Origin of the sequence: Halopseudomonas pertucinogena (assembly GCF_014646575.1) — a bacterium.
GTDB classification, from domain to species: domain Bacteria; phylum Pseudomonadota; class Gammaproteobacteria; order Pseudomonadales; family Pseudomonadaceae; genus Halopseudomonas; species Halopseudomonas pertucinogena.
The window spans coordinates 112,361-126,045 of the sequence record NZ_BMNN01000004.1 but is presented as its reverse complement, the minus strand read 5'-3'; the positions used below and the strand labels follow the sequence as shown (position 1 = coordinate 126,045).

13 protein-coding genes are annotated in these 13,685 nt (G+C 63.4%); 2 read left to right on the top strand and 11 right to left on the bottom strand.

Annotated elements, in window-relative coordinates:
- Positions 1-107 precede the first annotated feature (107 nt).
- Positions 108-1,178, bottom strand: coding sequence for an alanine racemase (gene alr / locus IEW63_RS10030; protein ID WP_188636486.1), 1,071 nt, complete (start codon positions 1,176-1,178; stop codon positions 108-110).
- 198 nt (positions 1,179-1,376) lie between these two features.
- Between alr and IEW63_RS10025 the strand changes: the two genes are divergently transcribed.
- Positions 1,377-2,681: an NAD(P)/FAD-dependent oxidoreductase gene (locus IEW63_RS10025; RefSeq protein WP_188636485.1), complete on the top strand. Its 1,305-nt coding sequence runs from the start codon at positions 1,377-1,379 to the stop codon at positions 2,679-2,681.
- Here IEW63_RS10025 and IEW63_RS10020 read toward each other — a convergent pair.
- The 6 genes from IEW63_RS10020 to IEW63_RS09995 all read right to left on the bottom strand — a co-directional run bounded on the left by IEW63_RS10020 (position 2,678) and on the right by IEW63_RS09995 (position 8,466).
- Positions 2,678-4,012 carry a ribonuclease J gene (locus IEW63_RS10020; RefSeq protein ID WP_188636484.1) on the bottom strand — a complete coding sequence of 445 codons (1,335 nt, stop codon included), beginning with the start codon at positions 4,010-4,012 and terminating at the stop codon, positions 2,678-2,680. The two genes, IEW63_RS10025 and IEW63_RS10020, sit on opposite strands and share 4 nt — an antisense overlap.
- A 53-nt stretch (positions 4,013-4,065) precedes the next feature.
- Positions 4,066-5,295, bottom strand: a complete 1,230-nt coding sequence (locus IEW63_RS10015; protein ID WP_188636483.1) for a spore maturation protein — start codon at positions 5,293-5,295, stop codon at positions 4,066-4,068.
- 19 nt (positions 5,296-5,314) lie between these two features.
- On the bottom strand, positions 5,315-6,172 hold the full coding sequence (locus tag IEW63_RS10010) for an N-acetylmuramoyl-L-alanine amidase (RefSeq protein WP_188636482.1): 858 nt from the start codon (positions 6,170-6,172) through the stop codon (positions 5,315-5,317).
- Positions 6,172-7,059 (bottom strand): endonuclease/exonuclease/phosphatase family protein, encoded by an 888-nt coding sequence (locus IEW63_RS10005; protein ID WP_373288222.1) that lies wholly within the window; start codon positions 7,057-7,059, stop codon positions 6,172-6,174. The genes IEW63_RS10010 and IEW63_RS10005 overlap by 1 nt, the downstream gene beginning before the upstream one ends.
- A 14-nt stretch (positions 7,060-7,073) precedes the next feature.
- Entirely contained in the window at positions 7,074-7,700 is a 627-nt protein-coding gene (locus IEW63_RS10000; protein WP_188636481.1) for a thiol:disulfide interchange protein DsbA/DsbL, read from the bottom strand.
- A 142-nt stretch (positions 7,701-7,842) separates the two neighbouring features.
- Entirely contained in the window at positions 7,843-8,466 is a 624-nt protein-coding gene (locus IEW63_RS09995) for a c-type cytochrome (RefSeq protein WP_188636480.1), read from the bottom strand.
- A 255-nt stretch (positions 8,467-8,721) separates the two neighbouring features.
- On the opposite strand from IEW63_RS09995, the gene yihA reads away from it, so the two are divergent.
- Positions 8,722-9,366, top strand: a complete 645-nt coding sequence (yihA, locus tag IEW63_RS09990; RefSeq protein ID WP_188636479.1) for a ribosome biogenesis GTP-binding protein YihA/YsxC — start codon at positions 8,722-8,724, stop codon at positions 9,364-9,366.
- A gap of 183 nt (positions 9,367-9,549) precedes the next feature.
- On the opposite strand, the gene IEW63_RS09985 is transcribed toward yihA, so the two are convergent.
- The 4 genes from IEW63_RS09985 to IEW63_RS09970 all read right to left on the bottom strand — a co-directional run bounded on the left by IEW63_RS09985 (position 9,550) and on the right by IEW63_RS09970 (position 13,573).
- Entirely contained in the window at positions 9,550-10,443 is an 894-nt protein-coding gene (locus IEW63_RS09985; RefSeq protein WP_188636478.1) for a peptidoglycan DD-metalloendopeptidase family protein, read from the bottom strand.
- A gap of 93 nt (positions 10,444-10,536) precedes the next feature.
- Positions 10,537-11,829 carry a PQQ-dependent sugar dehydrogenase gene (locus tag IEW63_RS09980; RefSeq protein WP_188636477.1) on the bottom strand — a complete coding sequence of 431 codons (1,293 nt, stop codon included), beginning with the start codon at positions 11,827-11,829 and terminating at the stop codon, positions 10,537-10,539.
- On the bottom strand, positions 11,826-12,257 hold the full coding sequence (locus tag IEW63_RS09975) for a DUF2231 domain-containing protein (protein WP_188636476.1): 432 nt from the start codon (positions 12,255-12,257) through the stop codon (positions 11,826-11,828). Before IEW63_RS09975 ends, IEW63_RS09980 begins: the two co-directional genes overlap by 4 nt.
- A 131-nt stretch (positions 12,258-12,388) precedes the next feature.
- Positions 12,389-13,573: a DesA family fatty acid desaturase gene (locus IEW63_RS09970; RefSeq protein ID WP_188636475.1), complete on the bottom strand. Its 1,185-nt coding sequence runs from the start codon at positions 13,571-13,573 to the stop codon at positions 12,389-12,391.
- Between the last annotated feature and the right edge of the window lie 112 nt (positions 13,574-13,685).

Below are 13,685 nucleotides of genomic sequence, written 5' to 3'. Positions count from 1 at the left end.
ACTGAACGGATCAGGGCGAACGGGTGACGATATTGTTGCACGGCCGTTCGTTATCTTCAACGCTGCGTCAGAGGGCGCTACGCCGTCCTTTTCGGGAAGACTGTCAGTCACTCCTGATAATGGCGTGGCACCCGGTTGAGGTTGCAGAACAGCTGGTAGGAAATGGTGCCGGCGTGGCTGGCCACCTCCCCTGCATCAAGGCCGGTGCCCCACAGCCGTACATGGCTGCCCAGGCCACTGGCCGGCAGGTCGGTCAGATCCACCGTCAGCATATCCATGGATACCCGGCCGACCAGGGCGGTACGTTGACCGTCTACCAGGACCGGCGTGCCGTCCACGGCGTGCCTGGGGTACCCATCGGCATACCCCATGGCCACCAGACCCAGGCGGCTGGCCCGGCGGGTGGTGAAGCGCGACCCGTAACCGACGGGCTCGCCGGGGCCGATCTGGTGCACCGCGATCACCCGGGAGTCCAGCTGCATCACCGGTCTGAGGTCTGCCGCCTGTGGCTGCGCGAAGGCGAACGGGGTAGCGCCGTACAGCATGATGCCGGGGCGCACCCAGTTCCCATGTGCCTGGGGCCAGGCCAGCACGCCGGCGGAATTGCACAGGCTGGTATTGCCCTGCAGCCCTGAGGTGGCCTGACGAAAGACGTCCAGCTGTTGTTCGGTACGCCCGGTTTCCGGTTCATCTGCGCGGGAAAAGTGAGTGATGCTGGTCAGCTCTGCCACCTTGGCGCTGGCCTGCAGCTGGCGCCAGATGTGCGGATATTCGGCAGGGCTGAATCCGGTACGGTGCATGCCGCTGTCCAGTTTGAGCCAGACATGAAGAGGGCGGGCGATATCAGCCTGCTCAAGGTCCTGCAGTTGTCCGTGGTGATGTATCACCGGCCAGAGATCATGGCGGCAGATCAACCCAAGTTCACTGGCCTCGAACCAGCCTTCGAGCAACACGATCGGCTGGCGGTGACCCGCTTCGCGCAGCTCCAGCGCTTCCTCGATGGCGGATACGGCAAAACCGTCTGCCTCGTCGGCCAGCGCGGCTGCGCATTCCAGAGCACCATGGCCATAGGCGTTGGCCTTGACCACGGCCAGCGCCCGGCACCCGGACAGGCGCTTGGCCAGGCGGTAGTTATGACGAAGGGCGGACAGATCAATCAGGGCACGGGCTGGGCGCATGGACAGTTCACAGGAATGGCAATGAAAAAAGGAAAAATCCGGGATGGCGGAATGCCGGCGCCAAGTATATCAGATTCTGCCCAGCGGGGCGGTGGACATTGGTCGACAGGTTACCCACCGGGCCGGTCCGGTGAGGGCTTCTTCCTGCCCTCGAATGCCGTTATTCTGCGCTCTGAATTTTCTGCCGCGAGTAGCCCGATGTCACGCCTGGCGATACATACCGACGATTACCCCGATTCCTGGTACGTGGCCTCCTGCAACCGGAGGCTTGAGGCTGGCCAGCTGCAGGGCGACATGCAGGCTGACGTCTGCGTCGTGGGCGGCGGCTTCACTGGCCTGAATACCGCCATCGAACTGGCTCAGCGCGGGTTGCAGGTCGTGCTGCTGGAGGCCCGGCGGATCGGCTGGGGTGCCAGCGGACGGAACGGTGGGCAACTGATCCGCGGTGTCGGTCACAATCTCGAACAGTTCACCGATGTGATCGGTGCCGACGGCGTTCGCGACCTCAAGCTCATGGGTCTGGAGGCGGTGGAGCTGGTACGCCGGCGGATCGAGCAATTCCAGATCGACTGCGACCTGACCTGGGGTTTCTGCGATCTCGCCAACAAGCCCCGGCACATGGACGATTTCAAGGCTGATCGCGATGATCTGCTGTCGCTGGGCTATCGTCACGAACTGACGCTGGTCGAGCGGGAGCAGATCCACACCGTGGTCGGCTCAGATCGCTATGTCGGCGGCATGATCGACATGGGCTCGGGACACCTGCATCCGCTGAATCTGGCGTTGGGCGAGGCCGCCGCGGCGCAGTCGCTCGGCGTCCGGTTATATGAACGCTCGGCCGTCACCCGGATCGAATACGGATCGCGGATAACGGTGCACACCGGCCGGGGTCGGGTATTCGCGGACCAGCTGGTGCTGGCGTGCAATGGTTACCACAGCGGTATCGAGAAGCAGCTGGCGAGCCGGGTGATTCCCGCCGGCAGCTACCTGATTGCCACCGAACCGCTGTCCGCCGAGCTGGCCCGGGAGCTCAATCCGAGAAATCTGGCCATGTGCGACCAGCGCGTGGCGCTTGATTACTATCGGCTGTCCCCCGACCGCCGTCTGCTGTTCGGCGGGGCCTGCCACTATTCCGGGCGTGATCCGTCGGACATCACCGCCTACATGCGGCCGAAGATGCTCAAGGTATTTCCTCAGCTGGAGCAGGTGCGCATCGACTACCAGTGGGGCGGCATGATCGGCATCGGCGCCAACCGCCTTCCGCAGATCGGCCGTCTGCCTGACCAGCCCAATGTCTTCTACGCACAGGCCTACTCCGGCCACGGTCTCAACGCTACCCATCTGGCCGCCAGAATTCTCGGCGAGGCCATCACAGGCCAGGCCAGCCGGGGCTTCGACCTGTTCAGTCAGGTCCCGCATATGGCCTTTCCCGGCGGCGACCGGCTGCGTGCCCCGTTGCTGGCGCTGGGAATGCTCTGGCAGAAGATCAGGGAAAGCGTCTAACGCTCCACTTCCAGCAGCCCCCAGGGCAGTTCGGCGACCCGGGCTGGCTGGTTGCTCAGGTCGATCAGTTCGCCGTTGCGCGGTACCAGCCCGCCGATGCCCAGTGTCCGGGCAAAGGTCATGTGCGCCTGCTGGTGATGGTCCTCGCCGTGCACCGGCAGCAGGTGGCGCGGCCGTAACCAGCCATACAGCTGGCGCAGGTCTTCCTGCGGTGGGTGCCCGGAAGCGTGGATGGGCGCCATGTCGTCATCGATGATGTGCACGCCCTGCACCTTCAGGCTGTGCTTGATGCGACCCAGGGCCTCTTCGTTGCCGGGAATGAGCCGTGATGAAAACACCACGGTGTCGCCCGGATCCAGTGTCAGCTGCGGGTGGTTGCCGGCGGCCAGGCGGCCCAGTGCCGCTGCCGGCTCGCCCTGACTGCCGGTACAGATCCAGAGTTGCTGCTCCCGCGGCAGAAAGCCCAGCTCCCAGGGGCCGATGAAGCCGGGACTGCTGCGCAGGTAACCGTGGGCACGGCCGTGGCTCTGCATGCGCACCAGGCTGCGGCCGAGCAACCCGGCGTAGCGGCCGCAGTCCATGGCGATCTCCGCCAGACTGTGCAGACGTGCCAGGTTGCTGGCGAAGCAGGTGACAATGACCCGTCCACGGCGGGGCCTGATCACATCCGACAGCCCGTCCTGTACAGCGGCTTCCGAGCGGCTGGCGCCGGGGCTGGGCGCGTTGGTCGAGTCACCGATGAGCACGTCCACTCCTTCTCTGCCCAGGCTGCGCAGCCGTCCTTCGGCGGTCAGCTCACCCACCAGCGGCTGCGGATCCAGCTTCCAGTCACCGCTGTGGTAAAGGCGTTTGCCCGCCGCCTGCAGCAGAATGCCGTGGGACTCCGGAATCGAGTGGGTTACCGGGACCCACTCGACCTGGAAGTTGCCCAGGCCGATCGGCTGCAGGGGCCTGATCTCCTTCAGCAGTGGCCAGGTCAGTTCCGGAGCCAGCCGGCTGCGGATCAACTGGGCGGTGAACGGGCTGGCATACAGCGGGCAGGCAAGTTCTCGCCAGACGTAGGGGATGGCCCCGATATGGTCCTCGTGACCATGGGTGATCAGCAGCGCACTGAGCTGGATATCGTACTTGCGCAGCGCCTCCAGACTGGGCACCGAGACCCGGTTGTCACCGCTGGGAGTGGGTTCCAGCGCCAGGCCGCAGTCGATGCCGATCCACTGTCCGCCGGAGCCGTAGAGATACAGGTTCGCGCCGAACATCCCCGCTCCGCCGAGGGCGAGGAAGAAGGGACCGGGCTGGCGGTGCAACTGATCGAAACGCGGGGCAAGCATGCAACAATTCCGTCATGGGCTTGAACCCAGCTTAGCAGCCGCGGCGCGCGCCTTCAGCCAAAGAACCAATAGCAGACCGCGATGGCCGTCAGCATCCCGGCCAGGTCGGACACCAGCGCGCAGCCGAGTCCGTGGCGGATGCGGGTGATGCCCACCGCGCCGAAATACACTGCCAGCACATAGAAAGTGGTTTCGGTGCTGCCCTGGAAAGTGGCCGCCAGCAGCGCCGGGAAGCTGTCCACGCCGAAGTTGTTCATGGTCTCGATCATCATCGCCCGGGCGCCGCTGCCGGACAGCGGTTTCATGAAGGCGGTGGGCAGGGCATCGATGAAGCGGGTGTCCCAGCCTGCCCCCTCGACCAGCCAGCGGATGCCCTGCAGCCCGGCGTCCAGCACCCCGCTGGCGCGCAACACCCCGATGGCCACCAGCATGGCAATCAGATAGGGCAGCAGCGAGATGGTGAAGCTGAAGCCCTCTTTTGCTCCGGCGATGAAGGTGTCGTAGACGGGAACCCTGCGCAGCGCCGCCACGCCGATGAACAGGATGACGATGCCGAACAGGGTCAGATTTCCGATCAGCGACGACGTGGCCGCCAGCGCCTGGGCGGACATGCCGGCCAGCGCGGTCAGCAGCAGACCCAGGCCCAGCGCGCCGGCCAGCATGTAGGCCAGCACCACCGGATCATGCAGGCGCAGCCGCTGCATCAGGGCTACCGCCAGCAGACCGACCAGGCTTGAGGCGGTGGTGGCCAGCAGGATGGGCAGAAACACCAGCGTGGGATCATCGGCACCCTGCTGGGCCCGGTACATGAAGATGGTCACCGGCAACAGCGTCAGCGACGAACTGTTGAGCACCAGAAACAGGATCTGCGCATTGGTCGCGGTGTCCTTCCGGGGATTGAGTTCCTGCAGCGAATGCATGGCCTTGATGCCGATGGGCGTAGCGGCGTTATCCAGGCCGAGGATGTTGGCGGCAAAGTTCATGCTGATGTGTCCGAACGCCGGGTGGCCGCTGGGTACGCCGGGCATCAGCCGGCGGAACAGCGGGTCCAGCAGCCGGGCCAGCATGCGGATGAGGCCGGCCTTTTCAGCGATGGCCAGCAGCCCGAGCCACAAGGTCATGGTGCCGACCAGCACCAGCACGATATCCACGCTCAGGCGTGCCATATCGAAGAGCGCCGCCACCAGGCGAGCGAAGACCTCGCTGTCGCCCATGCCCAGCCATTGCCAGAGCGCGGCGGCGAAGGCCGCCATGAAGAAACTCAGCCAGATTCCATTGAGCATGCGATGGGGCAGTCCCTGATCAAGGTGCGTTGTTGTCGAATGTCATTTCGTGGAGCTCGCCGAACCGCCCGATCTCGTCGAAGCTGCCGGGCACCAGCGCAGCAAGGATGGCAGCGGTCTGAGGGTCCGGCTCGCCATCATGTCGGGCTGGTCGGAAGCGCATCTGGAAGGCTGCGATCACGTTGCGCAGCGCCTGGGGCTGATCCGCCCGGCCGGTGATGTCATAGCCGAAGCGCTGGAGCGTAGCCTCGAACCACGCGAGCGGTGGCGTCAGGCTGCCCAGCAGGTGCTGATAATGGACCACCCTGGCCTCGTCCGGCCAGATCGCCACACCGGCTTCGGCGAGCTGCTGCCAGGGGAACAGCGGGCCGGGATCGAGTTTGCGCTGCGGCGCTATATCGCTGTGGCCCAGCACGCGGTCCGGGGGCAGATCGTGGCGCTGCAGGATGTCCTGCAGCAGCAGGATGAGCTGATCGATCTGCTGGGGGTTCCAGTGATACCACTGCCTGCCCGCGTCCGTGTCCCGATAGCCCGGATGAACGATTTCAATGCCGATGGAGCTGGCGTTGAGCCAGGTGCGGCCCTGCCAGCTGCTGTCGCCGGCATGCCAGGCGCGGCGATCCTCGTCGACCAGGCGGTAGATGGTGGGAGGAACGTCGTTGATCAGGTAATGGCTGCTGACTTCACCACGGGTCAGGGTATTCATCGCCCGCTCGGCGTTGGACGAGGTGTAGTGCACTATCACGTACTGCACCCTGCTGTCCTGACCCCTTGCGCTGTGACTGGTATCGATCTTCAGCCCGCCCGCACAGCCGGCCAGCAGGGCAGCTGCCAGCAGCCAGGCGTGGCGCAGCGGAAGCAGCCAGCGTCGCGGCATCAGCGCACTGCAGGATGGTTGTCGGGTATGCGGCACACGCTGGGGGGCAGACGAATGTGCATGGCCACCGGCAGATGGTCGGAAATCGCCTGTGGCAGCACGTCCACCTGCTCGATATCGAGGCTGGGGCTGAGCAGGATATGGTCCAGTACCCGCGCCGGCTTCCAGCTCGGATAGGTGCCGGGGAGGCTCGCCGTATGCAGGTTGCTGCCCTTGAGCGGCGAGCGCTCGAGCAGATCTTCGGCGTGGGTGTTCATGTCGCCCATCAGCACCACATGGCTGTGATCGGCGATCCGTTCGCGGATATAGGCCAGCTGGCTGGCCCGGGTGCGGGTACTCAGTGCCAGATGCATCATCACCACCAGCAGACTGTCGGGGCCCTGACCGAAGCTGGTGAGAATGGCGCCGCGGCCGGGCAGCATGCCGGGCAGCTTGTGGTCCTCCAGCAACTGGGGCTGATAGCGGCTGAGGAACCCGTTGGAATGCTGGGCGAAGCGGCCCAGGTTGCGGTTCAGCTGCTGGTACCAGAAGGGGAACTGGCTTTCGCGGGCGAGGTGTTCGACCTGGTTGACGAAGCCGGAACGGATGCTGCCGCCATCCACTTCCTGCAGGGCAACCACATCGAAATCACTCAGCAGCTGGGCAATCTGACCCAGCGTCTGCTGGCGCCGGGCGTGGGGCAGCAGGTGCTGCCAGCCACGGGTCAGGTAGTGATGATAACGCTGGGTATTGATTCCAACCTGGATGTTGAAGCTGAGGAGTTTGAGCACCTCAGGCAGCACGGGCGCCTCGTCGCTGCACGCCCAGTTGGGGTTGGTCTGCAAACAGGCCGGCGCCATTGAGCCCTGGGTAGAGCGCCGCCATGGAATATTACCTGCTGCAATCATTACTGCATCCTCGGTCAGGGACGTTCCTGTTCCACAAGATAATCAGCGATTTTCAACATGTTTTCAAAGCTGCCGGCCATGCCGCCTTCGATGCGGTACTTGCCATTGACGATCAGCGTCGGTACGCCTGTGGCACGGTAGGCCTTTGCCAGCCGCTTGGCCTGGTTGATCTTGAGCTTCACCCCCGGGGAGGCCCAGGTCTTGCGGAACTCGTCTTCATCGACACCGTACTGCTTCAGCAGCCTGACCATGGCATCCACATCAGCCAGACGCTCGCCCTGATTGTGCATGGCCTGGAAGATCGCGGTGTGGGTCTCTTCGAGCTTGCCCATGCTTTCCAGAGTGTAGAACAGCTGGCCATGGGTATCCCATGGGCCACCGAAGAAGGCAGGGACCGGTCGGAAGTACGCATGCTCGGGAAGATCCTTCTTCCATTCGCTGATCAGCGGCTCGAAGGTGAAGCAGTGACCGCAACCGTACCAGAACAGCTCAGCTACCTCGACCCTGTCCGGTTCCTGTGTCGGTGCCGGGCTGGGCAGTTCGACATAATCGACGCCCGCCTGGAATTGAGTGCCCTGGGCCTGAGCCAGTGACAGGCTGCCCAGCAACCAGACCAATCCGATAGTCAACAACTTGCGCATGTGGTTCTCCACGTTTCAAAGGTGTCCTGGCTGTCCATCAGGCCATGGTGATGGGGGAAAGGTTCCCGTGGACCTCTGCCGTCGGGTTCTAAACAGTCGCAAAAAAGGGTGGCCTTGGCCACCCTTTTTTTACCACCAGCCGTTACAGGTCGGCGCCCGAGCGCAGACCCTGAATGTACTGGGACACCGCCTGGATATCCTTGTTGCTCAGGCGCTCGGCAATGGTACGCATGACCATGGCATCACCATCGTTGGTGCGATTGCCTTCGCGGAAGTCGGTGAGCTGCTTGGCGGTGTAGTCAGCATGCTGACCAGCCAGCTGCGGGTAGCCAGCCGGGTCGTTGCCCTGGCCGGTAGGCGAGTGGCAGCCGGTGCAGGCGGGCAGGCCGGTCTTCAGGTTGCCGCCACGGTAGATGGCTTCGCCGCGCTCGACCAGTTCGGGATCGGCGACGCCGCCGACCAGAGTCTGCGAGGAATAGTGCGCCGCGATGTCAGCCAGATCCTGTTCGTTCAGGTTGTCCAGCATGCCGGTCATTTCCGGCACCACCCGGGCGCCCGACTTGATATCCATCAGCTGCTTGAGCAGGTAGCGCTCGCCCTGGCCAGCCAGCTTGGGCCAGTTCGGCATCATACTGTTACCATCTGCACCATGACAGGCTGTACAGATAGCCACTTTCCCTTCACCGGCAGCGGCATCACCCTGCAGTGCATGGGCCGAACCGGCCACACCGAGGGATAACACCAGACTTACAAGTAATTTATTCATCGGCTAATCCAATTACGGCTAAAAAATATCAGGGCTGGTCTGCGTCCGGTCTTGTCAACCGCGTTCTGGGCAGCCACCTCGTATGCTCGGACAGAATCCAGCCAGCCGGCACAGACAAGCGCCCATGCTATCGACCGCCGCAAGCCAGCGCAATGGCCATTCTGTCGCACTGTACTGTCACGATATAAAACTGCCGCATTATATACTAAGCTTGCGGCTTGCGTGAATGCGTCAAGCCACCGAAGCGGATATTCCATGCCCCAAGTGACCCCCCTGGCGATCCTCTGCCAGACTGCAAATTTCATCAAGAGCGCCAGTCAGGTTGACCAGTGTCCCGCCGATCAGGGCCTGGAAGTGGCCTTTGCCGGACGTTCGAACGCGGGCAAGTCCAGCGCCCTGAATACGCTCACCCATGCGCGCCTGGCGCGGACCTCGAAGACCCCGGGGCGCACCCAGCTGATCAACTTCTTCGGGCTGGACGAGCAGCGCCGACTGGTCGACCTGCCCGGGTATGGTTATGCCAAGGTGCCGCTCGAACTGAAGGAGCACTGGAAACAACATCTGGATGCCTATCTCACGAGCCGCCAGTCGCTGGTCGGTGTGGTGCTGGTGATGGATATCCGCCATCCGCTCTCGCCATTCGACTGCATGATGCTGGAATGGGCAGACAGGACCGGCCTGCCGGTGCACATACTGCTGAGCAAGGCGGACAAGCTGTCCTTCGGTGCCGCCAAGGGCGAGTTGCTCAAGGTGCAGAACCGGATCCGCCGCGAATTCGGCAACCGGGCCACCGTGCAGCTGTTCTCTTCGCCGAAGCGGCTGGGCGTGGAAGAAGCCCACGCGGTGCTGGAGGAATGGCTGTTTCCCGATGCTCCGCAGGGGTCTGACGAGCAGCCATAAAAAAACCCCGAACTTCTATGGGGAGGGAAGATTCGGGGTTCAACGACCGGGCTGTGCTAGGAAGGACACCCGGTATTCTGCCAACACTAAATCACATCCAAGGAGCATGAAGGGCTTGACGAGCCATTCAGAGCTTCTGACCTGCGGCCAGGGATTGAAGTTCCCGCGTCTGCCGGAAAACTTTCAGCGATCGCCGCCCACGGCGAAATTCGGCAGGCTGTTCACCGGCTGGGCAAATTCAAATGGGATGGATACGGTATTGAGCCCGACATTTTTCTGCACCACGAAATGCAGATGCGGGCCGGTGCTGTTGCCGGTATTGCCGGATTTGGCGAGCAGGTCCCCTGCCCTCACCCGCTGACCTTCGCGGACCTGCACCGAGCCCTGCTTGAGATGCAGATACACGCCCATGGTGCCGTCGTCATGCATGATGCGCACGAAGTTGCCGGCCGGATTGGTGCCACGGCCGGACTGGCTGTTCTCGGTGCGTATGACCACCCCGCCCCGCGCGGCGACAATCGGCGTGCCCACCGGCATGGCAATGTCCACGGCGTAACGCCCCTTCGGGCCGGTGTGACTGTAGCGACCGCCCGGCCCCTGGGTCATGCGGAACGGGCCGCCCCGCCAGGGCAGTGGATAACGCTCGGCCAGATGCCGGGAACGTGGATCACCCAACGCGTAACGCAGCCGGTGTTCGTAGCGGGGGGTACCGGTACCGTCAGGGGCCAGGGTCAGCAGTCGGATCTCCTGCCTGGGCGGCAGAACCCAGCGGATGGGTTTGGCGGGGGCGCCGAGCACATGCTCCGCGCGGGTGATCTCCAGTTCGATCTCGACCGGTGCGTACAGGTCGTTCTTCACTATCAGCGTATCGCCACCCGCATGCTTGCGGGTGGTCACGTACACCTGACGGTCGTTGTCCTCGACCATGTTGTCGTTGAACACGAATACCCGGGCGCCGGGTACGCGCTGGTCGGTGTAGGTGACTACGCCATTGGCGTCAGTGTATTTGTAGATGGTCGAGCCGAGCGTGGCGGTACTGGCCAGCAGCAGGGCAATCCCGATGAGATAGGTACGCATCCATTGCAACCCTTCAGCGCCTGACAGAAGCGCAAGGATAAACCCTGCCTGTGCATAAAGCGACCCGCCGGAAAGGGTTACTCCGACCGCTGGTCAGCGGTCGGGTGTAACCCTCCAGATGGTATTGGACAGGTCGTCGGCAACGATCAGCGCCCCTGCAGGGTCGACCGTCACACCCACCGGGCGGCCCCGGGTCTTGCCGTCCTCGCCGCGGAAGTTGTACACGAAGTCAATCGGATCGCCGGCCGGCCGGCCGTTGCTGAAGGGCACGAAGACCACCTTGTAACCCACCGGCTCCTTGCGGTTCCAGCTGCCATGCTCACCGACAAAGGCGCCGTCGGCAAAGTCGGGGCCCATTTCCGGGATCGAGAAATCCAGGCCGAGCGCCGCCACGTGGGAACCCAGGCTGTAGTCCGGAGTAATCGAGGCGGCGACCTTGTCCGGGTCCTGCGGGCGTACCCGAGGATCCTCATGCTGACCCCAGTAGGCATAGGGCCAGCCGTAGAAGCCGCCCTCGCGCACCGATGTCAGGTAATCAGGCACCAGGTCCTCGCCCAGCTCGTCGCGCTCGTTGACCGCTGCCCAGAGCGTTCCGGTGCCGGGCTGCACCGCCAGGGCACTGGGGTTGCGCAGGCCGGTTGCGTAGGGCTTGTAATGTCCGGTCTCGACATCGATTTCCCACACCATGGCGCGGTTGACCTCGGCATCCATGCCGCGCTCGGTGATGTTGCTGTTGGAGCCGATGCCGACATAGAGATAGCGGCCATCCGCACTGGCGGCCATTGCCTTGGTCCAGTGGTGGTTGATCTCGGAAGGCAGGTCGACCAGTTTTTCCGGCGGGCCGGAGGCGATGGTCTGACCCTCTTCATAATTGAAACGCACTACCGCGTCCTGATTGGCCACGTAGAGATCGTTGCCGATCAGTGCCAGCCCATAGGGCGCGTTGAGATCTTCAGCGTAAACGGTCTGCAGTTCGTAAACGCCGTCGCCATCGGCATCGCGCAGCAGCGTCAGGCGATTGCCGCTCTGCACGTTGGTGTTGCCCTTGGCCTTGATGTATCCGGCAATCACATCCTTGGGCTTGAGCCGGGGCGCACCGCCGCCGCGGCCTTCGGCGACCAGAATGTCCCCGTTGGGCAGCACCAGCGTCTGGCGCGGGATCAGCAGATCCGTGGCAATGGCAGTGATACTGTAGCCCTCCGGCACCTGCGGCTGCTGATCACCCCATTCCGCGGGGCTGGCTACCTTCATGCTCGGCAGCAGGCCGCGTTTGCCCTCTGGCAGATCAGGGTTGGCGCCGTAGAGCTGGCGATCATCGGAATCACCACCGCAGGCAACCAGCAGGGTGGACAGGGCGGTCATCCCCAGTAGACGGAAATATTTCATTGCACACCTCCGCGGCGCAGTCCGAAGAAGCCGATCCAGGTGGCGACCAGCACGAGCAGGGTAACTATCACCGACAGTACCAGAGCGGATGGCATGATCGCCCAGGCGTCCTTGGCGTGAACCAGCGCATTGATGAAACCGAGGATCCAGCCTGCCAGCAGCACCAGGAAATAGATGAGTGCCAGGCCATGGCGGCGATCACTGCGGAACAGGCCGATCAACGCGCAGAGCAGGGCGAGGCCGGCGAAGACCAACGCACCAGCCAGCAACCAGGAGGCGAAATTGCTCCACTGGATGTGATAGCTGTTGTAGTAGGTGATATCGCAGAGCAGCGCGCCGAGAAACAGCGGCAGACTTCCCGCCAGCAGAATGGCGTGCAACGGATGCAGAGGACTGTAATAGGTACGGATGGTGGTTGAACTGGTCACAGGGCATTTCCTTTGTTCCAGGAGCGTGAAGGCCGTTGCGCGGGCACAACGGCGTCTGTGACCAGTCTAGTGCAGGCTCCGCGCTGCGCCAGCGAAGCGGCAAGCGCAGCGCGGAAGCCGGGCGAAAGGGTTCAGCCGGCGGTGGGTTGCAGGCTGTAGGTACGCAGGTGCGCCGCAAAGTCTGCGAGCACCCGGATGCGGGTGGCTTCCGCCTGGGCGCACCAGTCCCGCAGGGCCTGGGTCATGTCATGCCCGTTGCTGCTGGTGCGATTCCAGATCTGCTGCAGCGCCAGCTGTTTTTCGTGGATGATGCGCAGTGCCTGGTTCTGCTCCAGCACCCGCTGAATGCGCGCCTGCTGCTGCGGTTCGAGCAGGCTGGCTTCGCGGCCCATGAGGCGCCGCACGCGACGCAGCAGCTCACGCATGGAGTCATCCACGCGCTGCATCTCCTGACGAACCAGCGGGCGGATAACGGTCTTGCGGTACTGGGCCATGACCTGGAAGCGGTTGTTGAGAATGGCGCGTGCGGTCTCCAGATCCAGGGTCTGCTTGCCTTCGATGCGGTGCGGCACAGGAGCCACCCGACGTACCCTGGCCAGGCCCAGCAGGCTGAACACCCGTATCCACATCCAGCCCATGTCGAATTCCCACTTCTTCACCGACAGCTTGGCCGAATTCGGGTAGGTATGGTGGTTGTTATGCAGCTCCTCACCGCCAATGAGGATGCCCCAGGGCACGATGTTGGTCGCTGCATCCTTGCATTCGAAGTTGCGGTACCCGATCGCGTGGCCCAGGCCGTTGACCACCCCGGCAGCCCAGAACGGAATCCAGATCATCTGGACTGCCCAGACGGTCAGGCCGAGCACGCCGAACAGCGCCAGGTCGACCAGCAGCATCAGGACGATGCCGGTATTGCGGAAGCGACCGTACAGGTTGCGCTCGATCCAGTCGTCCGGGCAATTCTTGCCGTAGATGCGCAGGGTTTCCTCGTTGCGCGCTTCCTCCATGTACAGCTCGGCACCCTTGCGCAGCACGGTCGACAGGCCTTTCTGCACCGGGCTGTGCGGGTCTTCCGGCGTTTCGCACTTGGCGTGGTGCTTGCGGTGGATGGCCGTCCACTCGCGGGTGTTCATGCTGGTGGTCAGCCACAGCCAGAAGCGGAAGAAGTGCTGCAGCGCCGGATGCAGTTCCAGCGAGCGGTGCGCGGAATAGCGGTGCAGGTAGACGGTGACGCTGACAATCGTGATGTGGGTCAGTACCAGGGTGATGGCCAGCAATTGCCAGCCGGTAGGATCAAGCAGCCCGTTGTACCACATGAATCTGAACCTCTGTGAAGCTGTTTCCGGGGACCGGTATGTTATTCGAGTATGTACCAGCTTCCGTGAAGCTGACATGACCAGTGGACGAATGGAAGAGGGCGGCGGCCAC

Excerpts from the sequence above, each read along its gene's own strand:
- IEW63_RS10020 (WP_188636484.1), bottom strand. The coding sequence starts at position 4,012 with ATGCTTGCCCCGCGTTTCGATCAGTTGCACCGCCAGCCCGGTCCCTTC.
- IEW63_RS09995 (WP_188636480.1), bottom strand. The coding sequence starts at position 8,466 with ATGAATAAATTACTTGTAAGTCTGGTGTTATCCCTCGGTGTGGCCGGT.
- IEW63_RS09985 (WP_188636478.1), bottom strand. The coding sequence starts at position 10,443 with ATGCGTACCTATCTCATCGGGATTGCCCTGCTGCTGGCCAGTACCGCC.
- IEW63_RS10010 (WP_188636482.1), bottom strand. The coding sequence starts at position 6,172 with ATGCCGCGACGCTGGCTGCTTCCGCTGCGCCACGCCTGGCTGCTGGCA.
- yihA (WP_188636479.1), top strand. The coding sequence starts at position 8,722 with ATGCCCCAAGTGACCCCCCTGGCGATCCTCTGCCAGACTGCAAATTTC.
- IEW63_RS10000 (WP_188636481.1), bottom strand. The coding sequence starts at position 7,700 with ATGCGCAAGTTGTTGACTATCGGATTGGTCTGGTTGCTGGGCAGCCTG.
- IEW63_RS09980 (WP_188636477.1), bottom strand. The coding sequence starts at position 11,829 with ATGAAATATTTCCGTCTACTGGGGATGACCGCCCTGTCCACCCTGCTG.
- IEW63_RS10005 (WP_373288222.1), bottom strand. The coding sequence starts at position 7,059 with ATGATTGCAGCAGGTAATATTCCATGGCGGCGCTCTACCCAGGGCTCA.
- alr (WP_188636486.1), bottom strand. The coding sequence starts at position 1,178 with ATGCGCCCAGCCCGTGCCCTGATTGATCTGTCCGCCCTTCGTCATAAC.
- IEW63_RS10025 (WP_188636485.1), top strand. The coding sequence starts at position 1,377 with ATGTCACGCCTGGCGATACATACCGACGATTACCCCGATTCCTGGTAC.
- IEW63_RS09970 (WP_188636475.1), bottom strand. The coding sequence starts at position 13,573 with ATGTGGTACAACGGGCTGCTTGATCCTACCGGCTGGCAATTGCTGGCC.
- IEW63_RS10015 (WP_188636483.1), bottom strand. The coding sequence starts at position 5,295 with ATGCTCAATGGAATCTGGCTGAGTTTCTTCATGGCGGCCTTCGCCGCC.